Annotated in this window: 26 protein-coding genes and 3 tRNA genes; 15 read left to right on the forward strand and 14 right to left on the reverse strand. The window is 71.9% G+C overall.

Features of this window, described 5'->3' with window-relative positions; all coding sequences use genetic code 11:
* Position 1: 1 nt before the first annotated feature.
* The 6 genes from KSO98_RS17145 to KSO98_RS17170 form a co-directional block, all read right to left on the reverse strand.
* Positions 2–1747, reverse strand: a complete 1746-nt coding sequence (locus KSO98_RS17145) for a GspE/PulE family protein (RefSeq protein ID WP_225286948.1) — start codon at positions 1745–1747, stop codon at positions 2–4.
* The gene (locus KSO98_RS17150) at positions 1744–2850 is read right to left on the reverse strand and encodes a type IV pilus twitching motility protein PilT (protein ID WP_225286949.1); all 1107 of its coding nucleotides are present in this window, start codon (positions 2848–2850) and stop codon (positions 1744–1746) included. The genes KSO98_RS17145 and KSO98_RS17150 overlap by 4 nt, the downstream gene beginning before the upstream one ends.
* A 100-nt stretch (positions 2851–2950) precedes the next feature.
* Positions 2951–3316, reverse strand: coding sequence for a type II secretion system protein (locus tag KSO98_RS17155; RefSeq protein WP_225286950.1), 366 nt, complete (start codon positions 3314–3316; stop codon positions 2951–2953).
* A gap of 237 nt (positions 3317–3553) precedes the next feature.
* Positions 3554–3627 (reverse strand) — tRNA-Arg (locus tag KSO98_RS17160).
* Between the two features lie 141 nt (positions 3628–3768).
* Positions 3769–3861 (reverse strand) — tRNA-Ser (locus KSO98_RS17165).
* 58 nt (positions 3862–3919) lie between these two features.
* Complete coding sequence (locus KSO98_RS17170; RefSeq protein WP_225286952.1) at positions 3920–4366, reverse strand: hypothetical protein; 447 nt, start codon at positions 4364–4366, stop codon at positions 3920–3922.
* A gap of 90 nt (positions 4367–4456) precedes the next feature.
* Between KSO98_RS17170 and KSO98_RS17175 the strand changes: the two genes are divergently transcribed.
* Complete coding sequence (locus tag KSO98_RS17175; protein ID WP_225286954.1) at positions 4457–4837, forward strand: hypothetical protein; 381 nt, start codon at positions 4457–4459, stop codon at positions 4835–4837.
* Between the two features lie 4 nt (positions 4838–4841).
* On the opposite strand, the gene KSO98_RS17180 is transcribed toward KSO98_RS17175, so the two are convergent.
* Positions 4842–5468, reverse strand: a complete 627-nt coding sequence (locus KSO98_RS17180; RefSeq protein ID WP_225286956.1) for a helix-turn-helix domain-containing protein — start codon at positions 5466–5468, stop codon at positions 4842–4844.
* Between the two features lie 113 nt (positions 5469–5581).
* Between KSO98_RS17180 and KSO98_RS17185 the strand changes: the two genes are divergently transcribed.
* Together KSO98_RS17185 and KSO98_RS17190 are read left to right on the forward strand one after the other, a co-directional pair.
* Positions 5582–5809 (forward strand): biotin/lipoyl-binding carrier protein, encoded by a 228-nt coding sequence (locus tag KSO98_RS17185; RefSeq protein ID WP_225286958.1) that lies wholly within the window; start codon positions 5582–5584, stop codon positions 5807–5809.
* Between the two features lie 27 nt (positions 5810–5836).
* Positions 5837–5921, forward strand: a tRNA-Ser gene (locus tag KSO98_RS17190).
* A gap of 212 nt (positions 5922–6133) precedes the next feature.
* Here KSO98_RS17190 and KSO98_RS17195 read toward each other — a convergent pair.
* On the reverse strand, positions 6134–7261 hold the full coding sequence (locus KSO98_RS17195; RefSeq protein ID WP_225286960.1) for a hypothetical protein: 1128 nt from the start codon (positions 7259–7261) through the stop codon (positions 6134–6136).
* Positions 7262–7272: 11 nt separating this feature from the next.
* Positions 7273–8070 carry a carbon-nitrogen hydrolase family protein gene (locus KSO98_RS17200; protein WP_225286962.1) on the reverse strand — a complete coding sequence of 266 codons (798 nt, stop codon included), beginning with the start codon at positions 8068–8070 and terminating at the stop codon, positions 7273–7275.
* 93 nt (positions 8071–8163) lie between these two features.
* Between KSO98_RS17200 and mobA the strand changes: the two genes are divergently transcribed.
* From mobA to KSO98_RS17220, 4 genes are all read left to right on the forward strand, one after another.
* Positions 8164–8718, forward strand: a complete 555-nt coding sequence (gene mobA, locus KSO98_RS17205) for a molybdenum cofactor guanylyltransferase (RefSeq protein ID WP_225286963.1) — start codon at positions 8164–8166, stop codon at positions 8716–8718.
* Positions 8719–8722: 4 nt separating this feature from the next.
* Positions 8723–9040, forward strand: a complete 318-nt coding sequence (locus KSO98_RS17210) for a DUF6457 domain-containing protein (RefSeq protein ID WP_225286964.1) — start codon at positions 8723–8725, stop codon at positions 9038–9040.
* 68 nt (positions 9041–9108) lie between these two features.
* Positions 9109–10086 carry an NAD(P)H-quinone oxidoreductase gene (locus KSO98_RS17215; protein WP_225286965.1) on the forward strand — a complete coding sequence of 326 codons (978 nt, stop codon included), beginning with the start codon at positions 9109–9111 and terminating at the stop codon, positions 10084–10086.
* 34 nt (positions 10087–10120) lie between these two features.
* Entirely contained in the window at positions 10121–10660 is a 540-nt protein-coding gene (locus KSO98_RS17220) for a bacterial proteasome activator family protein (protein WP_225286966.1), read from the forward strand.
* Position 10661: 1 nt separating this feature from the next.
* Here KSO98_RS17220 and KSO98_RS17225 read toward each other — a convergent pair whose 3' ends face one another.
* Positions 10662–11753, reverse strand: a complete 1092-nt coding sequence (locus tag KSO98_RS17225) for a chromate transporter (RefSeq protein ID WP_225286967.1) — start codon at positions 11751–11753, stop codon at positions 10662–10664.
* A 50-nt stretch (positions 11754–11803) separates the two neighbouring features.
* Between KSO98_RS17225 and KSO98_RS17230 the strand changes: the two genes are divergently transcribed.
* The 3 genes from KSO98_RS17230 to KSO98_RS17240 are packed head-to-tail and all read left to right on the forward strand — an operon-like array spanning position 11804 to position 14675.
* Positions 11804–12577 carry an acyltransferase gene (locus tag KSO98_RS17230; protein ID WP_225286968.1) on the forward strand — a complete coding sequence of 258 codons (774 nt, stop codon included), beginning with the start codon at positions 11804–11806 and terminating at the stop codon, positions 12575–12577.
* Positions 12578–12628: 51 nt separating this feature from the next.
* The gene (locus tag KSO98_RS17235) at positions 12629–14245 is read left to right on the forward strand and encodes a long-chain fatty acid--CoA ligase (RefSeq protein ID WP_225286969.1); all 1617 of its coding nucleotides are present in this window, start codon (positions 12629–12631) and stop codon (positions 14243–14245) included.
* Positions 14246–14264: 19 nt separating this feature from the next.
* Positions 14265–14675 carry a VOC family protein gene (locus KSO98_RS17240; RefSeq protein WP_225286971.1) on the forward strand — a complete coding sequence of 137 codons (411 nt, stop codon included), beginning with the start codon at positions 14265–14267 and terminating at the stop codon, positions 14673–14675.
* Positions 14676–14679: 4 nt separating this feature from the next.
* Here the strand turns inward: KSO98_RS17240 and KSO98_RS17245 are convergent, their stop codons facing one another.
* Positions 14680–16026 (reverse strand): cytochrome P450, encoded by a 1347-nt coding sequence (locus tag KSO98_RS17245; protein WP_225286972.1) that lies wholly within the window; start codon positions 16024–16026, stop codon positions 14680–14682.
* 187 nt (positions 16027–16213) lie between these two features.
* Between KSO98_RS17245 and KSO98_RS17250 the strand changes: the two genes are divergently transcribed.
* Positions 16214–16795: a TetR/AcrR family transcriptional regulator gene (locus KSO98_RS17250; protein WP_225286973.1), complete on the forward strand. Its 582-nt coding sequence runs from the start codon at positions 16214–16216 to the stop codon at positions 16793–16795.
* On the opposite strand, the gene KSO98_RS17255 is transcribed toward KSO98_RS17250, so the two are convergent.
* Both KSO98_RS17255 and KSO98_RS17260 read right to left on the reverse strand, forming a co-directional pair.
* The gene (locus KSO98_RS17255) at positions 16796–17392 is read right to left on the reverse strand and encodes an HAD family acid phosphatase (protein WP_225286974.1); all 597 of its coding nucleotides are present in this window, start codon (positions 17390–17392) and stop codon (positions 16796–16798) included.
* Between the two features lie 11 nt (positions 17393–17403).
* Positions 17404–20754, reverse strand: coding sequence for a proline dehydrogenase family protein (locus KSO98_RS17260; protein ID WP_225286975.1), 3351 nt, complete (start codon positions 20752–20754; stop codon positions 17404–17406).
* Positions 20755–20780: 26 nt separating this feature from the next.
* Between KSO98_RS17260 and KSO98_RS17265 the strand changes: the two genes are divergently transcribed.
* Positions 20781–21197 carry a nitroreductase family deazaflavin-dependent oxidoreductase gene (locus KSO98_RS17265; protein WP_225286976.1) on the forward strand — a complete coding sequence of 139 codons (417 nt, stop codon included), beginning with the start codon at positions 20781–20783 and terminating at the stop codon, positions 21195–21197.
* Here the strand turns inward: KSO98_RS17265 and KSO98_RS17270 are convergent, their stop codons facing one another.
* Positions 21198–21791, reverse strand: a complete 594-nt coding sequence (locus tag KSO98_RS17270) for an NUDIX hydrolase (RefSeq protein ID WP_225286977.1) — start codon at positions 21789–21791, stop codon at positions 21198–21200.
* A 325-nt stretch (positions 21792–22116) separates the two neighbouring features.
* Between KSO98_RS17270 and KSO98_RS17275 the strand changes: the two genes are divergently transcribed.
* From KSO98_RS17275 to KSO98_RS17285, 3 genes are read left to right on the forward strand one after another with little or no spacing between them, the layout of a single operon-like run.
* Positions 22117–22404, forward strand: a complete 288-nt coding sequence (locus tag KSO98_RS17275) for a hypothetical protein (protein ID WP_225286978.1) — start codon at positions 22117–22119, stop codon at positions 22402–22404.
* An 18-nt stretch (positions 22405–22422) separates the two neighbouring features.
* Complete coding sequence (locus KSO98_RS17280) at positions 22423–24006, forward strand: DUF1800 domain-containing protein (protein WP_225286979.1); 1584 nt, start codon at positions 22423–22425, stop codon at positions 24004–24006.
* A gap of 19 nt (positions 24007–24025) precedes the next feature.
* A complete protein-coding gene (locus KSO98_RS17285; protein WP_225286980.1) occupies positions 24026–25345 on the forward strand; it encodes a DUF1501 domain-containing protein in 1320 nt (439 codons plus the stop codon).
* Positions 25346–25351 lie beyond the last annotated feature (6 nt).

The raw sequence follows: 25351 nt of genomic DNA on the forward strand, positions 1-25351 counted from the left end.
CTCAGACTCCTGCCACGTAGATCGAGCGCATCACTTCGGCGGCGGTGGTGATGCCCTCCGCGACCAGGCGCGCGCCCTGCTCCTGCAGCGTGCTCATCCCCTCGCAGCGAGCGAGCTTGCGCAGGCTGTCCTGCGGCGCGTGATCGACGATCAGCTCGCGCATCGCGTCGGTGATCACGAGCAGCTCGTAGACCCCGATCCGCTCGAGATAGCCGGTGCCGGAGCAGTAGTGGCACCCGGCACCGCGCCGGAAGCCGCCGATCGGCTGGGCGCCGCCGATGCTGCGCAGGAAGGCCAGTTCCTCGGCGGAGGGCACGTACGACTCCAGGCAGCTGGTGCAGCTGCGCCGGACCAGCCGCTGGGCCATCACCGCGCTCACCGAGGAGGCGATCAGGAACGCCTCGATGCCCATGTCGAGCAGGCGGTAGAGCGCCGAGACGGCCTCGGTGGCGTGCAGCGAGGAGAGCACCAGGTGGCCCGTGAGGGCGCTCTGGACGGCGATGCGGGCGGTGTCGACATCGCGGATCTCGCCGACCAGGATCACGTCGGGGTCCTGGCGCAGGATCGACTTGAGACCGCCGGCGAAGGTCATGCCGGCCTGCTCGTTGATCTGGATCTGGTTGATCGAGTCGAAGGTGTATTCGACCGGGTCCTCGATGGTCATGATGTTGCGCTCGGGGGTGTCGAGCTCGCCGAGACTGGCGTACAGCGTGGTCGTCTTGCCGCCGCCGGTGGGACCGGCGCAGACCACCATGCCGTACGGCTGGCGCAGCAGCGCGACGTACTTCTCCTCGGTCTCGGGGGCCATGCCGAGCTGCTTGGTGCGGAACAGCGGGCGGCTCTTGTCGAGCAGGCGCAGGACCAGCTTCTCGCCGCCGACGACGGCGGTGCTGGCGATCCGGATGTCGACCTCGCGCTGGTCGACCGTCATCGAGATCTGGCCGTCCTGAGGGCGGCGGCGCTCGACGATGTTCATGCCGGCGAGGATCTTCACGCGGCTGACCAGGGCCGGCCCGATCGAGCCGGGCAGGTCGAGGACGTCGACCAGCGCCCCGTCGATGCGGTAGCGGACCCGGACCCGCTCGCCGGCCGGCTCGAGGTGGATGTCGGAGGCGCGGTCGTGCAGGCCCTGGGTGATGATCTTCTGCACCACCTGGACCACCGGGGCGTCCTCGTTGACCTGCCCGGTGCTGCGCTGCTCGGACTCACGACGCAGCTCGTCGCGGGTCTCGAAGGCCTGGACGTGGCGGCCCACCTCGTCGGTGACGCGATACTCCGCGTCGAGGGCGCGCACGATCCCCTGGTGCGTGGCGACGAGCGCGTGCACCGGTCGGCCGATCGCGGCCTGGACGAGAGCGACGTGCTCGGGCGAGGGGTCGACGACCGCGACCCGTACGCCCTGCTGGTCCACGGCGATCGGCACCGCCCGCAGTGCCCGGGCCTGCTCACGGCGGAGCAGCGCGAGCGCCTCGGGGGCGGGTGCGACCCGGCTGAGGTCGATCCGCTCCGCGCCGTAGTAGGCGGCGATGGTGGCGGTGAGCTCCTCGGTGGAGATGAGGCCGGCCGCGACCAGCCGTCCGGCGAGCGAGTCGCCGGGGGCGATGCTGCTGTGCCGCGTGTCCTCGAGCCTCTCGGCGGAGACCTTGCCGGCGGCGACGAGCAGCTGCTCGAGTCGGTCGTCGCCGAGCCGGTCGTCCGTCGTGAGCGGGAGCGCGACGTTCTCCTCGCGGGGCCTGAGCAGCCTCATCGCTCGCCACCGCCCACCGCGACGAAGCGCGGGCGCTCGTCGATGTCCTTGGGATAGAGACTGCGCGCCGCGGCGTCCTCGATGCTCACCACGCCCTCCTGGACGAGGCGGCTCAGCGAGTGCTCGAGGGTGCACATCCCCTCACGGGCTCCGGTCACCAGCGAGTTGCGCAGCTGATGGGTCTTGCCCTCCTTGACCAGGTTCCGCACCGCGGGCGTCGCCACCAGCACCTCGTACGCGGCGACCATCCCGCCCCCGGCCTTGGGGATCAGGCGCTGGTAGACCACGCAGCTGAGAGCGGCGGCGAGCTGGACCCGGATCTGCGCCTGCTGCTCGGCGGGGAAGACGTCGATCATCCGACCGAGCGACTGGGCGGTGTCGTTGGTGTGCAGGGTCGCGAAGACGAGGTGGCCCGTCTCGGCGACGGTGAGCGCGAACTGGATGGACTCCAGGTCGCGCATCTCGCCGACGAGCAGGACGTCGGGGTCCTCGCGCAGGACGGAGCGCAGCGCGTCGCGGAAGGTACCGGTGTCGGTGCCGACCTCGCGCTGGTTGACGGCCGCGCGCTTGTGGTCGTGGACGTACTCGATCGGGTCCTCGACGGTGATGATGTGGCAGCCGCGCTGGGTGTTGATGAGGTCGATGAGGCTCGCCAGGGTGGTCGACTTGCCGGAGCCGGTCGGCCCCGTGACGAGGACCAGACCCTGGTGCCTCAGTGCCAGGTCGCGGAGCACGCCGGGCAGACCGAGCTCGTCGATGCTGGGGATGGCCCGCGGGATCATCCGCAGCGCGACCGCGGTGCAGCCTCGTTGGGTGAAGGCGTTGCCGCGGATGCGGGCGTGCTCACGCCAGGAGAAGGAGAAGTCGTACTCGTGGTGGCTCTCCCACGCCTCGAGCTGCTCGGCGGAGAGCACCTCGGCGAGCAGCGCGTCGGTGTCGTCGGCGGTGAGCCGGCCGGTCTCGGCGGCCGGCCGCAGGACCCCGTCGACGCGGAGCATCGGCGGCAGGCCGGCGGTCAGCAGGAGATCGGTCCCCTGCGCCTGCCAGAGGGATTCGAGCAACCGATCGACGGTGTCGCCGACGTGGCTCAGAGGAGCATGCATGGTGGCCTCGGATCGGGTTGGGCCGGGTGCGACGGGGTGCCCGTACGGGCGGTGCGATGGAGGGCGGCAAGGGGGAGGTGCCGCCCTCCAGCGCGGTGGATCAGCAGGTGGCGAGGTAGCCGTCGATGGTGCCGACGGTCGTGGCCCCGGTGACCGCATGTCCGCCTGCGGTCGTCGGGACGCCGCCGTGGAGGAACGGCGCGATCTGGGTCAGCGTGACGGTCGCAGCGTCCGGGATGGGCGTCGTGGTCAGCTGGGCGACATAGGCCTCGGCCGCGGTGTCGACCGTCGAGATCGAGGTCTTGCAGGCGGCGGTGTCGCCCTTGTCGGTGATCCCCTTGACGGAGAAGACGACGATGGCGGAGAGCACGCCGAGGATGACGATGACGAGCAGGAGCTCGATGAGGGTGAAGCCGTCGTCAGCGTGGTGGTGGCGGCGGGAGACAGTGAGCGAGGGAGCGATCATGAAAGACACCTCAGAGGTTTGTGCAGCCCGAGCTCTGCGGTCAGTTGGAATGCCTCGAACGTAGGAATCGCGTCTCTGCCACGAACCGGCTTCCGGATCTCCATCCCTCTTTTTGGGGACGACCGCCTCGTACGGCCTGCGGGACCTCGGCCCGCTACGGGGCGGGGCGGTGACGGCCCGCGAGACCCCGGGAAAGCAGGAAGCCCCCGGACTCTCGTCCGGGGGCTTCCTGTTCTGCGCGGCTGTAGGGATTCGAACCCCAGACCTTCTGATCCGTAGTCAGATGCTCTATCCAGCTGAGCTACAGCCGCTCGTTCGCTAGGAACGAGAGAACACTAACCGACGGGCGGCCCAGCACCGAAATCGACGCCCCTCCATCCCCTGCACCCGCCTCGGATCGGGGATGGCAGAAGCCCCCGGGAGCCAGGCTCACCGGGGGCTTCTGTACTGACTGGCGGAGACGGGGGGATTTGAACCCCCGATGGGCTGTTAACCCATACCTCATTAGCAGTGAGGCGCACTCGACCTGACTATGCGACGTCTCCAGGACAGCGCGGCAAGGCTACAAGGCGATGTGGCCTGCATCCCAATCGGGTCTCACGATCACAGCGGCGTGATCTTCTGGCCCTCGCCGAGGTGGCGCTGCATCTCCCGTACGAACTGCTCGCGGTCGATCGCCAGCAGGCCGACCGGGATCGAGGTGCTGGTGCCGTTGCCGAGGCGGATGACCAGGCACGCGATGCCGCGGGTCGTGGTGGTGACGGCGTCGCGGACCTCGGTCCACGGTGCGCGACGCACGCCGGCGCCACGCACGAGTCGCACCGCGTACCCCTCCTCGGAGCAGCGCACCACCCACGCCTTGGTGCGCAGCCACCACGCGGCGATCACCACGGCGATCGCGCCGACGACGACGATGCCGATGACGAGGTCGATCGGGCCGTCCGCCACGGCGACGGCGATCGTGGCCACGAACGCGATCAGGGCCAGGAGGATGAGCGCCAGGCCGAGGATGCGCGCGACGACGGCCGGGGCGAGGCGGTAGTACGTCATGGTCCCGATTGTCGCCGAGCACACTCGCCGGATCCCATTCGATGGCACCGCACCTTGTCTCCGCCGGTGAGCCAGGTCACACTCGACGCTATGGCGACCCTCAGTCCCGGGATGGTGGAGGCGCTGCACGGCCTCGAGCAGGCGATCGTGCCGCCGCGTGCCGGCGTGCCCCTCGGCAACTGGCGGTGGTCGGTGCGTCAGCGTCTCGCCGGCGTACGGGAGGCGCTCGTCGACGAGAACACCAGCTCCGACGACGGCTGGCTGGCCGCCCGGGGAGGGCAGGCCTTCCGCGAGCGCGGCGCGCTCATCGCCCGGCTCAGCCTGCTCTCCGACTCGGCGCTGACCGCGCCCGACCCGGAGGTGCTCCGCCACGACCTGCGGCGCCTCATCGGCGACATCGGCCGCCACGTGCAGCGGCTCAACGACCTCGCGTACGACGACGTCGAGATGGAGGTGGGCGGCGAGAGCTGACCGGTCAGGCGCGGGCCTCCGGGAAGTCGAACGTCCGTCGCCCCACCAGCACGATCGCGTCCCGCCGCCAGGCCTCGAGGATCGGCTCGCCGGTGTCGGCCAGCTCCTGGAGATGGTGTCGGGTGAGGACCATGCGCTCGAGCCGATTGCCTGTCCAGGCCCGGACCTGGTCGTCGAGGTCGCGCAGCTGACGGTCCCACTCGGCGCTGAGCAGGTGATCGTCGTCGACGACGAGGAAGAGCTCGATCGGGCTCTGCGGGCCGGCCTCTCCGCGAGCGGCGGCTCCATGGAGGGCCGCCGCCACGATGGCCGGCCGCAGCGCCTCGCAGGCCGCGGTCAGTCTGCTCAGCAGCTCCGCCCACGCCCGTACGGCGAGCAGGATCGCCGGGGCGAGCACGTGCTCGGCGTTGAGGCGGTAGACCGAGCCCACGTTGCTCGGCCGCGACTCGACGAGCCCGTGCGTGACGAGCCGGTCCAGGACGCGGTGGACCCCGGAGCGCGCGCCGCGACGGGTCAGTCGCTGGATCTGACTCACCCCGAGCGACCGGTCCGCACCGGCGAGCACCTCGAGGACCGCGGCGTCCAGGCTGGGGATGAGCGAGCTGATCGGCGAGGCGGGATCCACCCTCACCAGCGTCCTCTTCCTAGGTCGATCTGTCAGCAAATCGGACGAGATGGCACTTTCTAGGACGTCGCCGAGCGTTGCGTTAGCCGTACCCGGAGGTAACGCCTAGCGTCGTCACCATGCCCCGCGAGACCGTGACGCCCGTCGTCGCCGAGATGGTTGCCAACGTGATGAGCATCGAGGTCGCCGTGGGTGACGTCGTGGCCGTCGGCGACACCGTCGTGCTCCTCGAGTCGATGAAGATGGAGATCCCGGTGCTCGCCGAGGTCGCCGGCTCCGTGCGGACCATCAAGGTCGCCGCGGGCGACGTGGTCCAGGAGGGCGACGTCCTCCTCGAGCTCGCCTGATCACGCTCCGATAGCCTTCCCCCACCGGGGTGGTTGGCAGAGCGGCCGATTGCACTCGCCTTGAAAGCGAGCGTGGAGCGATCCACCGGGGGTTCAAATCCCTCACCACCCGCGCTTCCAAAGCGTCACCGTGACCGTTTGGGGCCGACCGTGACCGTTTGAACGGTCACTCTCGCGCCAAAGGGTCACGGTGACCTTTTGCGCTCCCAGTGACCCTTACGAACGGTCACTCTCGACTCAAACCGTCACGGTGACCCTTTGCGCTCTCAGTGACCCTTACGAAGGGTCACTCTCGCGCCAAAGCGTCACGGTGACCTTTTGGCGTCAGAGCAGCGCCTGCGTGCGGCGCGGCTCGGGGCGTACGGCGGCGGCCTCCTCGGCCTCGCGTGCGGCCCGACGGCCGGCCACCGTGGGCGCCACCTCCGGCTCGACGGGCTCGGCGCGACGGCGACCGCCCTTGCCCGGCTTCCCGGCGCGGCGCAGGCGCGAGCGCCCCCCGCCGGTGAGGAACAGGTCGGCGCTGATGACGGCGTAGCCGAGCAGCAGACCCACGACGAGCGAGTAGCCGATCGAGGCCAGTCCCTCGATGATCGACACCTCGGGGTTGATGAACGTGGAGGCCATCGGGGCGGTCGCGGCGACGCCGAACGCGCACACCCACCAGCCCTGCCGGCGCCGTGCCCGCATGTGCGTGCCCCAGGCCAGCGCGGGGATGCCGAGCAGCGCCTCGATCGGGCGCGGGTAGCCGCCCAGGTGATCGCGCAGCCACACCACGCCGTCGCGCAGCGAGCCGATCAGCCCCGGTGTGCCGTAGCGGCGGATCGCCTCGGCGTAGAGCAGCGTCGCCAGCAGCAGCACCCCGCCACCGGTCACGGTCGCGAGGCCACGCTTGCCGAGGCCGTGCAGGCCGGCGCCGAGACGGTAGACCAGCAGGAAGACGCCGACCAGCGAGAACGCCAGGGCCGCGTACTGGAAGCGGTTGACGGTCACGACCGGCGCGTAGCCGATCGCGGCCAGGGAGCCGGCCGTCGCGGTCGCGGTGGCGATCGCGCACTCGCGCGCCGCGCGCGGGAAGGTGACCGCGGGCGTCGTCCCCATCACCGCGAAGACGGCCGCGATCACGGCTGTCATCACCGCCGCGCCGGTCCGCATCTGGTCGGAGTCGACGACGAAGACCGCTACCCCGAGCGCCATCGTCAGCAGGCCTGCGATGAACGGCCGGCCACCCGTACGAGCAGCCAGGCCATAGCCGTAGGCGGTCGTCATCGCGACCGCGCCGATGCCACCGAGGAGCTCCTCGCGGAAGCCGAGCAGGGCCGCCAGGATGCTGGCCATCCCGACGCCGCAGACGCCGAACCACAGCGAAGTCTGGGCGCGTCGACCGAGCCGTCCGCGGACCTGCCCGACGGGCCGCGTCTCCCGGGGGGAACGACGGGACCGGGCGCTGCTCATGGGGTTGGAGGCTACATGCGCCGGTTGGCCAGGGACGGATTGACGCGACGCGCCGTGACCAGCTCCGAACGCGTCAATGTGGCCGTGATCAGGGCGGAATCAGGTCCGGCCTCGGCGATCACGTCGCCCATCGGGTCGACCACCATCGAGTGCCCGCAGTAGCGGGGCGCGGGCTGGCCGCAGGCCACGACGTACACGGTGTTCTCGATGGCACGCGCCCGCAGCAGGGTCCGCCAGTGGTCCACCTTCCGCTCGCCCGCCACCCAGGCCGCCGGCACGACCAGCACCTCGGCGCCGCCCTCGACGAGCGCCCGTGCGAGCTCGGGGAAGCGCAGGTCGTAACAGGTCATCAGGCCGACGGGCACCGGGTTGCCGTCCTGATCGATCACCTCCACGACCGCCGGCTTCGTCTCGCCCGGCGCGAGCACCTCGGACTCGCGGTAGCCGAAGGAGTCGTACAGATGGATCTTCCGGTACTCACCGGAGGTCGAGCCGCGCATGATCAGCGTGTTGTACGGCTGCAGCGACGACTCCGGCGAGCGCTCGAGCATCCCGGCGACGATCGTCGTCCCGTGTTGGTCGGCGGCCTCGCCGACCTGCCGGGCGAAGTCGGCCCCGACCCCCTCGATCGGCTCGGCGTACGGCTCGAGCGGCTCGCCCGGGGTCCCGAAGTCTCGCTGGAAGACCTCGGGGAAGACGACCAGGTCGGCGCCGTCCGGCGTCAGCTCGCCGAGCCGCGCGCGGTTGGCCACGGGGTCGAGGCCGGCCGCCTCCTGCACGAGCGCGACGGTGAGGGTGGTCCAGGTCATGCGACACCCTCCCGAGGAGACGAGCGCGGCGCCATGGGATTCGTCATGCCAACCATCATGACGCGCACGCCTGACACGTTGCAGGATGGACCCGTGTGGGAACCCTGGGCAGCGATCATCCTCGCCGGCGGCCGCTCCAGCCGGCTGGACGGCGTGGACAAGGCCGGCGTCGAGGTGGGCGGGCGGACCATGCTGGAGTGGGCGCTCGACGGCGTCATCGACGCGCGTGAGGTCGTCGTGGTCGGCGACCCGGTGCCGACGGAGCGCCCGGTGACCTTCGTGCGGGAGAGTCCGCGGTTCGGCGGTCCGGTCGCCGGGCTGCTCACCGGTATCGACTCCCTCCTCACCGTGCCGCGCCTCGTCGGCGTGATCGCGGTCGACATGCCGTACGTCCACCACGGCACCTGGCGCCGCCTGCTCGCGGCCGGCGATGGCGGCGACGGCTCGCTGCTGGTCGGGCCGGACGGCCGCTGGCAGCTGGCGATGACCCTCGACACCACCCGCCTGACCGAGGTGCGCCCCTCGTACGAGGAGCAGCACGACTTCCCCCTGCGCCGGCTGCTCGAGCCGCTGACCCTCGTCCCCGTCGCGTCCGAAGGTCGCGAGCACGAGGACATCGACACGTGGACCGACCTGAGTCAGGCTTGATCCCGTGAACCTGCACGACTGGATCGACGAGCTGTGCGACGTCCTCGACATCGACGCCGATGTCGACGAGGGCCTCATCCTCGACCTGACCAAGGTCGTTGCCGACAACGTGGTGCGCGCCGCCGCGCCGATCTCCGCCTACCTGCTCGGCATCGCCGTCGGCCGCGCCGACGCTGATCCGGGCGGGGCCGAGCGTTACGCCGCCCTCGCCCAGGGACTCGCCGAGCGCTGGGACAGGCCGGGCGGCTCCGCCCTGCTCGAGGCGGACGAGGCCGAGGAAGAGGTGGACCTCGACTTCGGTGACGAGTTCGAGGACGAATGAGGCCGTGAGCCTCGTCCCGTCACCCGGGCGGGCCTGAGCCTCGCGTTCGCTGCGCCTAGGGTGAAGACATGCGCGCCGTCGTCGTCAGTGAGCCCGGAGGGCCGGAGGTCCTCACCGTCGCCGAGGTGCCCGACCTCTCTCCGGGACCCGGCGAGGTCCTGATCGCCGTGGCCGCAGCCGGCCTCAACCGGGCCGACCTGCTCCAGCGGATGGGGTTCTACCCGCCCCCGCCGGGCGCCTCCGACGTGATCGGCATGGAGGTCAGCGGCACGATCGCCGCGCTGGGCGACGGTGTGACGACGTGGCAGGTCGGCGACCGGGTCTGCGCGCTGCTCGCCGGCGGCGGGTACGCCTCGCAGGTCGTCGCGCCCGCCGGTCAGGTGATGCCGATCCCCGAGGGCATCGAGCTGGTCGAGGCGGCCGCGCTGCCCGAGGTCGCCTGCACGGTGTGGTCCAACGTCTTCATGGTCGGCGCGCTCCAGCCGCACGAGACCTTCCTCGTCCATGGTGGCGCGGGTGGCATCGGCACGATGGCGATCCAGCTCGCCCACCAGCTCGGGTCGCGGGTCTTCACCACCGCCGGCTCCCCGGAGAAGCGCGCGCTGTGCGCGAGCCTCGGCGCGGATGTGGTGATCGACTACCGCGAGGAGACCTTCGAGGACGTCATCGCCGACCACACCGACGGCCGCGGCGTCGACGTCATCCTCGACAACATGGGCGCCAAGTACCTCGCCCGCAACATCGACGCCCTCACCGACTCCGGCCGGCTGGTCATCATCGGCCTCCAGGGCGGCACCACGGCGGAGCTCGACATCAACGCCCTGATGCGCAAGCGCGCCGCCGTCATCGGCACGACGCTGCGCTCGCGCCCGGTCGAGGGCAAGTCCGCGATCTGCGCCTCCGTCGTGGAGCACGTCTGGCCGCTGGTCGCCGGCGGGTACGTGAAGCCGGTCATCGACGTGGTCCTGCCGCTGGAGAAGGTCGCCGAAGCGCATCGACGGATGGAGGCCGGCGAGCACTCCGGCAAGATCCTGCTCTCCCTGTGAGGCGCGCTGCGGGCCGCTGGCTAATGTGGGGCGCATGAACGAGGAGCAGCAGGTGATGGTGGTCGGTCCCGACGGACAGCCGGCGTCGGTGACGCCTGCTGAGCAGGAGGCTCGCGACATCACCGAGCTGGTGGAGCAGCCCGCGAAGGTGATGCGGATCGGCGCGATGATCCGCCAGCTCCTCGAGGAGGTGAAGTCGGCGCCGCTCGACGAGGCCTCGCGCAACCGGCTCAAGGAGATCCACCAGTCCTCCATCAAGGAGCTGGAGTCGGGCCTGGCGCCCGAGCTGGTCGAGGAGCTCGACCGGCTCAGCCTGCCGTTCACCGAGGACCACACCCCGAGCGAGGCCGAGCTGCGGATCGCACAGGCGCAGCTGGTGGGCTGGCTCGAGGGTCTCTTCCACGGCATCCAGACCGCGATCTACGCCCAGCAGGTGGCGGCGCGGGCCCAGTTCGAGCAGATCCGTCGCGGTCTTCCCGCCGGGATGAGCGCGGAGATCCCGGGGATGCCGCAGACCGGTGCCCAGCAGCAGGCGCAGCCCGAGCAGGGCGGCAACAACGGGCTCTACCTCTGACTCAGTAGAGGAGCAGGCCCGCGGCGGCGGCGAGCAGCAGGGTCGTCACCACGCCGCGCCGCAGCGCGAGCAGCAGCACGAAGGCGCCGGCGAGCACGCCGAGCTGCCAGTGCAGCTCCAGCGCCCGCCCGAGCACGATCGCGGAGCCGAGGATCGCGCCGATCGCCGCCGGGCCGGCGCCGTCGAGCACGGCCCGCGCCGGCTTCCAGGCGCGGATCCGGTCGAAGTGCCGGCCGCCGAGGAGCACGAAGACGAACGACGGCGCGAACGCCACGGCGTCGGCCAGCAGCGCCCCGCCGAGCCCGCCCGCCGCGTAGCCGACGACGGCGACGGTGTGGGTGACCGGGCCCGGGGTGATCTGCCCGAGCGCGACCGCGTTGAGGAACTGCTCGCCGCTCAGCCAGCCGTGGCGCGTGACCGCGTCGGTCTGCATCAGCGGGATGATGACGAAGCCGCCGCCGTAAGACAGGGCGCCCACCTTGAAGCCGAGCCACAGCAGCGCCAGCGGCGGCGCGACGCCGTGCCGGCTCCGCTCCCACCACGCCCGCATCGCGGGCGCCTGCTGCACCATCAGCTCGACCAGCCCGCACGCCAGCAGCACCACGACGACCCAGGCGCCGATCAGCGGCGTCGCGGCCAGACCGGCGAGCGCGTACGCGACCCAGCGGGCCCGCGAGACCGTACGGGCCCACGACGAGGGCGCCAGCGACCAGCCCGCCGCGACCGCCACGGCCGGGACCGCGGCGCCGGCACCGGCGCCCAGGGCGAGCACCCAGTGCGGCGGCTCGCCGCTGAGGAACACCGCGGCCAACGCCACGATGATCGCCAGGCCGGGCAGGATGAACGCGAGCCCGCCGACCAGTGCTCCGCGCGCCCCGGCCACCCGCCAGGCCGTGTAGATCGCGAGCTGCGTGGACGACGGCCCGGGCAGCAGGTTGCAGGTCGCGACCGCGTCCTCGAACTCGTCGGCCTCGAGCCAGCCCTCCCGCTCGACGGTGAGCTCGCGCAGCATCCGGATGTGCGCCGGCGGGCCACCGAAGCCCAGCACGCCGATGCGTCCCCAGGAGCGCAGCACGGTCGCGAGCGGTGTCACGGGCGTGAGGCTAGCGGCTCCCCATGACCACCACGTTATGGTCCACAACCGTGACCCTCACGCACCTGGCCCCGTGGGCTGACGACCGCGGCAACGTCATCGAGTACGACGGCCCACCGCGCGCGGACGTCGCCGTCACGTTCCACGGCAGCAACAACAGGCTGGTGGTCGACGCCAAGGCCAAGATCGCGCCCGGCGCGTGGAACTTCACCTTCAGCAGCAACAACGGCCTGATCAAGCTCGGCGCGGGCCCCCGGCTCATCCGCCCCTCGGTACGGGTCGGCGAGGACGCGCGGGTGCTGATCGGGCGCAACGTCAACTCGACGGGCAAGGTGATCATCACCGCGGCCGAGGGTGCGACGGTCCGGATCGGGCGCGGCGGGCTGATCGCCAGCCAGGTCGAGATCCGCGCCGACGACGCGCACGCCATCTTCGACGTGCGGACCGGCCAGCGGGTCAACCACAGCCGCGACATCGTCATCGGCCCGCACGTGTGGCTCGCCGGCCAGGTCGTGGTGCTCGGCGGCGTCACGATCGGTGAGGGCAGCGTGGTGGGCGTCGGCAGCGTGGTGACCCGCTCCCTGCCGAACAACGTCGTCGCGGTCGGCTCCCCGGCAGCCGTGGTGCGCCGCGACATCGGGTGGGAGCCCGACCCGCTGATCCGCGAGCCCTACTACAAGCCCGATGCGAGCACGGTCACGAAGTCCGAGTTCTGGCGGCCCACCGGCGACCCGGCCGCGTTCGGCCACGAGTTCGCGGCACCCGCCCGTACGCCCTGGGTCCGGCGCCTGCGACGCGCCCTCATGCGTCGATCAGTCGGCTAAAACCCGTCCGCGGTCCTTGTGACCCAGGGCACAGCACGTCACGATGTGCCCATGCTGGGACTGATGCAGGACGCGCCGCTGACCACCACCGCGATCCTCGAGCGTGGCGAGAAGGTCTACGCCACCCGCGAGATCGTCACCAGGACCGCGACCGGGATCCATCGTGCGACCTTCGCGGACCTGGGCGTGGAGGTACGCAGGCAGGCGACCGTCCTGGACCGGCTCGGGATCTCCGCCGACGGCCGGGTGGCGAGCTTCGCGTGGAACACCTTCCGCCACCTGGCGCTCTACTACTCCGTCCCCGGCACCGGCCGCGTGCTGCACACCGGCAACATCCGCTACTTCCCCGAGCAGCTCGTCTACACGTTCAACCACGCCGAGGACGAGGCCGTCTTCGTCGACCGGTCGCTGCTCGGCCTGCTCGCCCCGATGCTGCCCCAGCTGACCACGCTCAAGCACGTCATCGTGATGGACGACGGCGTGCCGACCCCCATTCCCGACGACCCGCGGATCAAGCTGTACGAGGAGCTGCTCGCCGACGCCGAGCCCGCCGACCTGCGCGGGCGCGTCACGGACGAGTTCACCGCCGCGGGGATCTGCTACACCTCCGGCACCACCGGCAATCCCAAGGGCGTCGTCTACACCCACCGCTCCCAGTGGCTGCATGCGATCGCCTCGCTGGCCAGCAGCGTCTTCGGGATGACCGACGCGGACCGGCTGCTGCCGGTCGTACCGCTCTTCCACGCCAACGCCTGGGGCTTCGCGCACTCCCCGCTGATGGGCGGCGCCTCGCTGATCATGCCCGGGCCGGACCTGTCGCCGGGAAGCATCCTCAGCCTGATCGCCGCCGAGAAGGTCACCGTCACCGCCGGGGTGCCGACGATCTGGATGGGTGCGATCCCGCTGCTCAAGGACCACGACCTGTCCACGCTGCGGGGGGTCATCTGCGGCGGGTCGGCGGTCCCGGTCTCGCTCAGCGAGGCGTGGCGCGAGGCGATCGGCGTCCCGATCACGCAGGCCTGGGGCATGACCGAGATGTCGCCGCTCGGCTCGGTCACCCAGCTGCGCAGCGAGGTCGCCACGATGGAGCAGGAGGTCGAGACCCGTGCCACCGCCGGTCTGATCGCGCCCGGCGTCCAGGCGCGGATCGTGGACGCCATCACCCGCGAGGAGAAGCCGTGGGACGGCGAGGCCACCGGTGACCTCGAGGTCACCGGCCCCTGGGTGGTGCGGCAGTACTACAAGACGGACGAGCCCGGCGACTCGTTCTCCCCCGACGGCTGGCTGCGTACGGGCGACGTCGCGGCGATCACGCCGCTGGGCTACATCAAGATCGTCGACCGTACGAAGGACCTGGTGAAGTCCGGTGGGGAGTGGATCTCCTCGGTCGACCTGGAGAACCAGATCATGGGCCACCCGGCGGTCAAGGAGGCCGCGGTGATCGCGCTGCCGCACCCCAAGTGGGGCGAGCGGCCGTTCGCCTGCGTGGTGGTCCGGGAGGGCGCCACCCTCGAGCGCGAGGAGCTGCTCGGCTGGCTCACGGAGCGGGTCGGCAAGTGGCAGGTCCCGGACGACGTGGCGTTCATCGACGAGGTCCCGAAGACGTCGGTCGGCAAGTTCTCCAAGAAGACCCTGCGTGAGCAGTTCTCCGACCGCAGCCTCGGGTGAAGAGGGCTAGCGTCGAGACATGGGATCGAACCTCAACCCGTATCTGTCCTTCCGCTCCGAGGCCCGCGCGGCCATGGAGTTCTACCAGTCGGTCCTGGGTGGTGAGCTCAACGTCTTCACCTTCGCCGAGTCCGGCTACGAGGAGGGTGGGGACGGCGTGATGCACGCGTCGCTCCAGACCCCGTCGGGCTACACGATCTTCGCCGCCGACACCCCGGCGCCCATGGAGCTGGCGACCGGCTCGCAGGTCACGCTCTCCATCTCGGGCGACGCCGAGTCGGCCGACGAGCTGCGCGGCTACTTCGCCGCGCTCTCCGAGGGCGGCGAGGTCCGGATGCCGCTGGGCATCCAGTCCTGGGGCGACGAGTTCGGGATGATCACCGACACGTTCGGGATCGCCTGGATGGTGAACATCTCCGGCGGTCGCTAGCCCATCACCGCAGCCGCGCCGGCAGCGTCTCGTACCCGCGCAGGATGCGGGTGGGGCGCCGCTTCGCGCCGGGCGCGATCGCCAGGTCGGGGAAGCGCTCGAAGAGCATCCGCAGGCCGACCTCGCCCTCCATCCGCGCGAGCGCGGCGCCGAGGCAGTAGTGCCGCCCTGCGGAGAACGAGACGTGGTCCTTGGCGTTCTCGCGGGTGACGTCGAAGCTCGCCGGGTCGGTGAAGACCTTCGGGTCGCGGTTGGCCGCGGCCAGCACGGTCGTGACGAGCCCGCCGGCCGCGACCCTGGTGCCCGCGACCTCGGTGTCGACCGAGGCGATCCGGCCGGTGAGCAGAACCGGCGGGTCGAAGCGCAGGATCTCGTCGGTGGCGTTGGCCCACAGCGTCGGGTCCTGGCGCACCATCGCGAGCTGGTCGGGGTGGTCGTGCAGCAGCTTGATGCCGTTGCCGAGCAGGTTCACGGTGGTCTCGAAGCCGGCAGCGAGCACGAGGCCGGCGGTCGACTTGAGCTCGTGCGGCGTGAGGCCGACACCGTCCTCCTGGGCGGCGAGCAGCTCGCTGAGCAGGTTGTCCTCGGGGTTGAGCCGCAGCTTCTCCAGGTGGTCGGTGAGCCAGGCGTCGAACTCCTTCAACCCGTCCTCCACCTGGGAGAACGTCCGCCAGTCGAGGCCCAGGTCGAGGCTCGGCGCGGCTGCGGTGCCGAACTCGAGGACCTTGGTGCGGTCCTCCATCGGCACGCCGAGGATCTCGGCGATGACGGTGACCGGCAGGAGCGCGCAGTACGTCTCGACCAGGTCGATCGGCTCGCCGCCGGGAGTGTCGGCGAGTCGTTTCTCCAGGTCGTCGAGCAGGCCGGCAGCGATCTCCTCGGTGCGGCTGGTGAGGCGCTGCACGGCCTTCACCGAGAAGACCCGGGTGACGAGCTTGCGGTAGCGGGTGTGGTCCGGCGGGTCGGTGACCAGCAGCGAGGGCGGTTCGACCGGGCTGATCACCTCGATCGCGGACCAGCGCGCGATCTTCGCCAGCGCGCCGGCGGCCGCGCTCGGCATGCCGGTGTGGAAGTCGGCGCTGGTCAGGACCTCCTTGACCGCCGCGTGGTCGACCGCCATCTGGGTGAGCCGGCCGCGATAGATCGGGCCGTGCGCACGGGCCTCCTCGAAGAGGTCGAGCAGCTCGAAGGTGTGCGCGCCGGGCGCCTTGGCGATGAGGATGCCCTGGAGGTCGCCCCGCTTGGCGGCGGAGCGGAAGTACGCCCGCGGCAGCACGTGGCCGGCGCCCCAGCGCACCGGCTTCTTCACCCGGTCCACGACCGGCTTCACGACGGGATCGAGCAGAGACATGGTGGCTCCTCCTGAGGGGTGGTACGCGGCCGTACCAGTGCTTCTGTCGAAACTACCCCCCTCGTGGGGATCTGGCCAGGGGTGCGCGCGAAGACGACCCGCCTGCACGCTGCGCGCTCCCGGCCTGCTCGCTCGGCACGCCGGTTCAGGCTCGGCGGCCTGGGCTTGCGCCGCCTAAGGTGAGCGCGTGACCGTCACCGCAGTCGACAACCGGACCCGGCTCCTCGCCGGGCTGTCGGAGGCACTGCGCGAGCGCTCGTACGCGGAGCTGACGGTCGCCGACGTGGTCCGGCACGCGCACACGTCCAAGCGGACCTTCTACGAGCAGTTCGCCGACAAGCACGACTGCTTCGTCGCGCTGCTGCGGCTCTCCAACGAGGAGCTGAGCAGCAGCATCGCGGCAGCCGTCGACCCCGCGGCGCCGTGGCAGGACCAGATCCGCCAGGGCGTCGGCGCGCTGCTGAGCCTGGTGCAGGCCGAGCCGCACCTGTTCCTCAACTGGTTCCGCGCCGTGCCCGCGCTGGGCGACGAGGGCCGTGAGCTCGTCCGGGCCGGGATGGCGGTCTTCGTCGACCTGATGCAGGCACTCGCGGACACGCCCGACCTGCAGCGCGCGGGCGTACGACCGCCGACCCGCGAGCTCGGCATCATCGTCTTCGGTGGTCTGCGCGAGCTGATCGCGACCGCGCTCGAGGAGGGTCGCGAGCCCGAGACGCTCGTCGAGGCGGCCAGTGACGCGGTCAGCGCGCTGCTGGCGCCGCGAGCCTGATCAGGCCAGCCGACCGCCATAGTCAGGCAGCTTGTACGTCCGACCGGTGTACGGGCCCGTGAGGTCGCTGGTGTTGTTGCCGATGTCGGCGACGATCGTCAGGCCGAGCGTGCGGGTGATCCGGGTGCGGTGCCGCGACTTCTCGTGCACCAGGCCCTCCCCCGCCCGGCGGCCGAACACCTTGTCGTAGCGGAAGCCGCCCTTGCGGAGGACGGGGTCGATCATGGCGAGATCGCGCTTGAAACGGCCGGTCACGAAGAAGACGTGCATGCCCAGGGCCGCGGCGTGGGCCGCGACCCGGCGGGTCCGGTAGACCGGCCTGGCCCAGTCGTAGTGCGTCTGGATCGACGTGTTGTCGATGTCCAGGACGATCGCCAGCGTGCGCGGGTCGGCCTTCGCGGCCCGGGCGTCGAGGTAGCGGTTGGCGCCGTGCAGGGCGACGCCCACGTCGGCGAGCCACTGAGCCTTCGACGGCAGGCCCGTGCGGGCGTGCGCGGACGCGGGTGCCGGATCGCCGCCGGCCGCGAGCGCGCTCGCGGGCGTGAGCAGCGACGCCGCCAGCGTCAGTCCGAGGAGGGCAGCATGAAGGCGCGACATGTCGACCGACCCTAGAGGAGGTCCTTGAGATCGACCTGTGAGCCGAATCGGTGGGCGGTCGCCGAGACGGCCTGCTCGCGCAGGAACGGCAGCAGCTCGAGACGACCCGACGCGGTCACCGGCTGGTCGTACAGGGCGATGTCGGCGCGACCGCCGGAGGCGGCGGCGAACGCCGCGCGATCCCCACCGACGAGCCGCACTCGCTCGGGCGCCTCCGGACCCCGGAGCCGCCGCTCCCAGGCGGGAGCGTCCTCGACGACGTGCGCGCCGGCGAGCGCCGCGAGCGGCCTCGTTCCGGGGTCGAGGTCGCGCGCCGTGGACAGCGTCACGGGCGCGCCGGCCCGGCGCCCGGCCAGCAGCACGCGGCGCAGCAGCACCGCGCCGGGACCCGCGTCGCCACCCTCCCACCGCACCGTCACCGGCACCGGCAGGTGACGCAGCCAGTTGCGCTCCGCGGCCAGAGCGGACCGATCGCGCGGCGTGCCGTACAGACGCTCCCAGGCCTCAGCGTCCGAGCGCTCCGCCCGCTCGAGGAAGCGCTCGTCGGGCTCGGCCGGCGCCCAGTCGGTGAGGCCCAGCAGGTAGCTGGGGCCGCCGGCCTTCGTCCCGGGGCCGACGACCGAGCGCTTCCAGCCGCCGAAGGGCTGGCGCTGCACGATCGCGCCGGTGATCCCCCGGTTGACGTAGAGGTTGCCGGCCTCGACCCGGGCGATCCAGTGCCGGATCTCGTCCTGGTCGAGGCTGTGGAGGCCGGCGGTGAGACCGAAGTCGACGCCGTTCTGCAGCGCGATCGCCTCGTCCAGCGTCGCCGCGGTCATCAGCCCGAGGACCGGTCCGAAGCACTCCGTGCGGTGGTACGCAGACCCGGGGCGGACCCCGGTCTTGACGCCGGGTCGCCAGAGCCGGCCCCCGGCGTCGAGGCGCCGCGGCTCGACCAGCCACTCCTCGCCGGGCTGAAGCCGGGTGAGCGCGTCGAGCAGCTTGCCGTGCGCCGGCTCGATGAGCGGGCCGACCTGCGAACGCGGATCGTGCGGCGGCCCGACGACCAGCGAGGCGACCGCGTCGACGAGCTGATCGCGCAACCGGCGCGAGCGTGCGACCGGGCCGACCAGGATCGCCAGCGAGGCGGCGGAGCACTTCTGTCCGGCATGGCCGAAGGCGCTGGCGACCAGGTCCCGCACCGCCAGGTCGACGTCGGCGCTGGGCGTGATGACCAGGGCGTTCTTGCCGCTGGTCTCAGCGAGCAGCGGCAGGTCGGGCCGGAAGCTGCGGAAGAGCTCGGCGGTCTCGTACGCGCCGGTGAGGATGAGCCGTTCGACCGCGGGGTGCGCGACCAGGCGGCGGCCGAGGTCGTCCTCGGCGCAGTGCACGAGCTGCAGCGCATCGCGCGGCACCCCGGCCGCCCAGAGCGCGGCCACCATCACCGAGCCGCAACGGGCCGCCTGCGGTGCGGGCTTGATGATCACCGGGGAGCCGGCCGCGAGCGCGGCGAGGGTGGAGCCGGCCGCGATGGCGACCGGGAAGTTCCACGGCGGTGTGACGACGGTGAGGCGCACCGGGCGGGCGACGGCGTCGAGGTCGTCGAGCTCCTCGGCCCGCTCGGCGTAGTAGGCGGCGAAGTCGATCGCCTCGGAGACCTCCGGGTCGGCCTGGTCCAGGGTCTTGCCGCACTCGGCGGCCATCACCTCGATCAGCTCGCCGCGCCGGCGCTCCAGCTCGGCGGCGGCCGCCCGCAGGACCGCCGCGCGCCCGACGCCGCCGCGCGCCCCCCAGTGGGTGGTGGCGACAGCACCGGCGACCACCTCCTCGAGGCGCTCGGCGGAGGTGACGGTGTGGGCCTCGACCAGGTCCCGGCCGAGGCTCGAGCCGGGGACACGGGCGAGGACACCGGCCGCCCAGGCGCGGTTGGCGCCCAGCGACGGGTCGGTGTCGGGGGCGTTGCCGAAGCCCCGTACGGGCGCCTCGGGCTCGTCGGTCCCGCGGTCCTGGTGCCGCCGCGGCGACACGTCGGCGTCGTCCTCGAGCAGCGCCAAGGAGGCGGCGAAGCGGTCGCGCTCGCGGGCGAAGAGCGCCCCGTCGTCCGCCAGACCGGTGAGGGCGGAGAGGAAGTTCTCCTGACTGGCGCCCTCCTCGAGCCGGCGGACGAGGTAGGCGATGGCGACGTCGAACTCGCGCGGGTGCACGACCGGCACGTAGAGCAGCAGCCCGACGCCCTCGGCCCCGATCGTCTCGCGGACGGCGGCCGCCTGGCCGGTGGCCATGCCGAGCAGCATCTCGAGCTCGATCCGGTCGCGGACGCCGTGCTCCCCGCCGAGTAGCCAGGCGTACGCGACGTCGAAGAGGTTGTGCCCCGCGATGCCGTACCGGATGTGCCGGGTGCCCTCGGGGGTGAGCGCGTGGCGCAGGATCCGCTTGTAGTGGGCGTCGGTCTCCTGCTTCGTCGGCCAGGGCGCCTGGGGCCAGCCGTGCAGCTCGGCGTCGACCCGCTCCATCGGCAGGTTGGCGCCCTTGACCAGCCGCACCTTGATCCCGGCGCCGCCCCGCTCGTGGCGGGCGGCTGCCCATGCCTCGAGCCGTCGCAGCACGGGCAGGGCGTCAGGCAGATAGGCCTGGAGCACGATCCCGGCCTCGTAGTCGAGCAGCTCGGGGCGATCCAGGAGCCGAGTGAAGACGGCGACGGTGAGGTCGAGGTCGCGGTACTCCTCCATGTCGAGGTTGAGGAAGGTGCGGCGCTCGCGGGCGAGGGCGAAGAGCGGAGCCAGCCGCTCCTCGATGTCGTCGACCGCCTCGTCGAAGGCCCACGGCGCGTGCGGCGCGACCATCGCGGAGACCTTCACCGACACGTAGTCGACGTCGGGGCGCTCGACGAGACGACGCACCCCGGCGAGGCGGCGTGCGGCCTCGCGCTCGCCGAGGACGGCCTCGCCGAGCAGGTTGACGTTGAGCCGTACGCCGTCGGCCCGCAGCCGGCGCAGCGACCGGGCCAGGCGGCGATCGCCGGCGTCGATGAGCAGGTGGCCGACAAGGTGGCGGAGAACGAGGCGCACGGCCCCGATGACCGGGCCCGGCGCGATCGCGGCCGCCGCGGCGGCGAGGCGCAGCCCGAGCCGCTGGTGCCATGGCAGGAAGCGCGGTGGAGGCACGGCCAGCTCCCGCAGGCGGCGCGCGGCCACCCGGACGTCCTCGGGCCGGATCACCCCGTCTACGAAGCCCACGGTGAAGGGCAGACCGGCGGGATCGGACAACACGCCGGCCAGCCGACGGGCTGATGGGTGGGTCGGCTGATCGGCGGCGATCCGGAGCCAGCGGCGGACGAGATCCTCGACGTCCTGGACCCGCGGGCCGGTGGCTGATGCGGACATGGCTCCAGAGTGCCAGGATGGCAGGCATGAGCGACTGGAACGCAGGCATCATCGAGGAGTTCCGTGCCAACGAGGGTCGCGTCGGCGGACCCTTCGAGGGCGCGCCGATGGTGCTGCTGCACCACGTCGGGCGCAAGAGCGGCACCGAGCGGGTGACGCCGCTGGTCTATCTGCCCGGTATGTCGTCCGACGAGCTGTACGTCTTCGCCTCCAAGGCGGGCGCCCCCACCGATCCGGACTGGTACCGCAACCTCACCGCGGCGGGCCGGGCCACCGTGGAGGTCGGTACCGAGACCTTCGAGGTCGAGGTCGCCGAGGTGACCGGTGCCGAGCGCGACGCGCTCTACGCCGAGCAGGTCACGCGGATGCCGGGCTTCGCGGAGTACGAGGAGAAGACCGAGGGCATCCGGGTGATCCCGGTCGTCCATCTCACCCGGGTCTGATCACCTGCGGTGGTCGGGGACGGTCGACTCCTCGACCGCTCCCCCGTCCAGCGGCGCCCGCTCCTCGGCCGAGGCGCGGCGCGCGTCGGCGTCCTCCCAGACGCTGAGGATCTCGGCCGGCCAGACGATCTCCCCCGTCGCCCCCAGCTCCTCGCGCGTCCACCAGCGGTGCGCCGTCATGAGGATCTTCTCCTCGGTCGTGTGGCCGGCGCTCGAGACCTCGAAGCCCGGCACCCAGCACGCGAAGAACACGTCCTCCTGGTCGATGACCACGTCGGTGTAGCCGTGCACGACGCGCCGCGTCATCACCGGTCCGAGCAGATCCGCCTCGGCGACCACGACGCCGGACTCCTCGAAGAGCTCGCGCACGGCGGCGGCCCGATCGGTCTCGCCGGGGTCGATGCCGCCGCCCGGGGTGATCCACCAGTAGGCGTCATCCAGCCCCGGGTCGGTGTCGCGGAAGAGCAGCAGCCGGTCCCGGTCGTCGACGAGCAGGACGCGGGCCGTACGTCGTACGCGCCGCGGGCGCTCCTCGGCAGCGACGGCGATCAGTGTGCGGGTGGGCTCGGGTGCTCGCTCCGACTCTGGGCTCACGGACCCATTGTGGACGACCCGCGCCACCATCCCTATAACTATGTCTGTCGCTAGACATTAGCGACACTGACGCAGGAGACGCAGCACACGTCGACGTTGCCGAGCTCCTGCTTCACCTGGCCGTAGTACTCGATCGTGTCGGCGACCGGATGAGCTGGTCGCCGCCGCCGGCCAGGTAGCCGCTGCCGCCGAGGGCCTCGAAGCGACCGGTCCACCCCGTCTTCGGCAGTCAGGTCTGGATGAGCTCGCGGTCGGTGCCGTCGTGGGTGGGGGTGACGTCGGCCTGACAGAACGCCGGAACGTCGGTCACCGGCGGCGTCGGCCGTTGGCGTACGCGGACCACGCCCCGACACTGGCCTCAGGAGCCAACATCGCCGCATTCAACGTCGGCAACGCCTTCGGCGCCTGGCTCGGCGGCCTCACCCTCGCCGCCGGCCTGGGCTACACCTCGCCGCTGTGGGCCGGCGCAGCCGTCACCGCCGCCGGCCTCGTCGTGCTGCTCCTCGCAGCGCGCGCCCGCGGCGGCGAGCTCACGACGCGTGGTCCGGCGCCGGCCCACGCCCACGCCGACACAGCACGTCAGGATCGACAGACCGCCTCAGTCGAGCTCTGATCCGGCCGATCGGTAGACATGCTCTCGGTGCCGCTGCTCCCGCTCGCCCGGGCCCGCGCGCGCCCGAAGCGGCACCACCACAAGAAGAGGCACCACCACAAGAAGCACCACCACAAGAAGCGGCATGTCGCGAACGCTAAGCCGGCCGACCCCGGGATCGTCCATCTCGCCGACCGCTTCACCGGCGGCTACACCGCCGCCCAGGGCGCGGCGATCGTCCGTGCCGGCGGCGCGCTGGCGTGGTTCGACAAGCAGCTGGCTCCCGCATCGGTGCCCGAGAGCGCCCGGGCCGCCGCCCTGTGGTCATGGTTCCCGCTGCTCGCGCACACCCCGCAGCAGCGGTGGGACTCCCAGCGCGCGATGACCGGCGGTTCCTGGGAGCACGGCATCGATCTCGCCGCGTGGACGATCCTGCGCCGGGTGCACAGCGAGCGTGGTGTGCTCGAGTCGATGGTGGAGTTCTGGTCCGACCACCTGCACGTCCCGACCGGCTCCGACGGCTGGTACTGGCGTCAGCAGTACGACAGCCTCATCCGGACCCGCGCACTCGGGAAGTTCTCCACCCTCCTGGTCGAGGCGTCGCTGCATCCGGCGATGCTGGTCTTCCTCAACAACGCCGAGTCGACCGCCGCGCACCCGGACGAGAACCAGGCCCGCGAGCTGCTCGAGCTGCACACCGTCGGCCGCGGCCACTACGGCGAGGACGAGGTCAAGGCCTCCGCGCGGATCCTGTCGGGCTGGACCGTGAAGTGGCCCTGGGACACCTCGCACCCCGAGATCGCCACCTGGGCCGGCTGGTACAACCCCAAGCGGCACGCCACCGCCCCCGCGACGGTGCTCGGCTTCAGCAGCAACGGCGACGGCCGCGGCGGCCAGACCGCGAAGGACTACCTGACCTACCTGGCGCACCATCCCGCCACCGCGCAGCGCATCGCCACCAAGCTGGCCACCCGCTTCGTCAGCGACACGCCCTCGTCCGGGCTGGTCAGCTCGCTGGCGAAGGTCTACCTGGCCAACGACACCGACATCCGCCCGGTGCTGCGCGCGCTGGTCCGCCACCCCGAGTTCGCGGCCGCCGCGAAGCGGAAGGTCCGTACGCCCGTCGCCGACCTGGTCGCGACCATGCGGGTGCTGGGCGTCGACGTCCAGCCCCCGATCGACCGCGACAGCGCCGCGCACACGATCGTCTACACGCACGGCGGCGTGCAGCCGTACACCTGGCCGCGCCCGGACGGCCCGCCCGACACGGCCGGCGCGTACGCCTCCGCGGGCCGGATGCTGCAGAGCTTCATCATGCACTGGGACCTCGCCGGCGGCTACTGGCCGACCCGCGGCGTCACGTACCGGCAGCCGAGCGCCTTCATGCCGGCCGGGCGGTTCACCATCGCCCAGTACGCCGACCACCTGTCCCGGCTCGTGCACCACACCGGCGCCGACGCCACCACCACCCGGGCCGTCGCCCAGGCCCTCGGCTACCCGGCCACCCGGGTCGTCGACCCCGCCACGCCCGAGGGCCGTGACCTGCGCCGGATGCTGTCCGATTGGCTCGGGGTCCGCGCCCTCGGCACGGTCCTCGACCACCCTCGCCACCTGACCCGATGACGACCACCATGGACCGCCGATGACCGACCCCTGCTGCTCCGAGCACCGCGCCGCCACGCTCTCGCGACGCGGCTTCCTCGCCGGCCTCGGCGCCGCCTCGCTCGGCGGCATCGCGCTCAGCGTCTTCGGGGACGCGGTCCGTCAGGTGGCGTACGCCGAGCCCGACCCCACCGTCGACCCGCTCGCCGCGACCGCGCCGCAGAACGTGCTGGTCGTCCTCTCCCTGCGCGGGGCGATCGACGGTCTCGGCGTGGTCGTGCCGCACGGCGACCCGGCGTACGCGCCGGCACGGCCGCACATCGCGATCCCGGCCTCGACGCTGGTGGCGGCCGACTCGATGTTCGGCCTGCATCCCGCGATGGCCCCGCTGCTGCCGTGGTGGCAGCGCGGTCAGTTCGCGGCGGTGCAGGCGGTCGGGCTGCCGATGCCCAACCGGTCGCACTTCTCCGCGATGGAGGAGATCGAGGAGGCCGACCCGTCCAGCTCGATGCGGCGCGGGTGGGTCAACCGGATGATCGGGCTCGACAGCACCACCAGCCCGACCGAGGCGGTCCACCTGTCCTCGCCGATGGCGCCGACCCTGCTGAGCGGCCCCGCCCCGATGCTGGCCGCAGACCGGATCCAGGACGTCTCCCTCATCGGCGCCAACCCACGTCAGGACGACGCCGAGTGGCGGAGCCGGCGACGGCAGAGCGTCGCGACCGCGTGGAGCGGTACGCCCGGACCCCTCGGTGAGGCCGCTCGCAGCGCGCTGGCCGTCACCGACCAGCTCGCGCGGTCATCGGTGGTGAGCGACCAGCCGCGCAACGGCGCCTCGTACCCGACCTCGTGGCCGGCCACCGACCTGGCCGCCGCGCTGCAGGACACCGCCAAGCTGATCCGCGCCGACGTCGGCACCGAGGTGGTCTCGATCGACTTCGGCTCCTGGGACCACCACGCCGACTATGGCAGCGCCGACGGCGGTCGGATGACGACCATGGTCGGCGCACTCGCCTCGAGCATCGCGGCCTTCCTCACCGACCTCGGGCCCGACCTGAGCCGCGTGACGGTGCTGACGATCAGCGAGTTCGGGCGGCGGCTGACGGAGAACGGCGCCGGCGGACTCGACCACGGGTGGGGCAACATGATGCTGCTCCTCGGCGCGGGCGTGAAGGGCGGGCAGTACCACGGCACCTGGCCCGGCCTCACCGCGAGCAATCCGTACGTCGACGACGACCTGGCCGTGACCACCGACTACCGCGACGTCATCGGCGAGCTGGTCGCCAAGCGCTTCCCGGGTCGCAGCCTGAGCGCGCTCTTCCCCGGGCACACGGTGAAGCCGATCGGCGTGCTCGCCTAGCAGGGA

The organism is Nocardioides nematodiphilus, assembly GCF_020216525.1.
Taxonomy (GTDB): Bacteria; Actinomycetota; Actinomycetes; order Propionibacteriales; family Nocardioidaceae; genus Nocardioides; species Nocardioides nematodiphilus.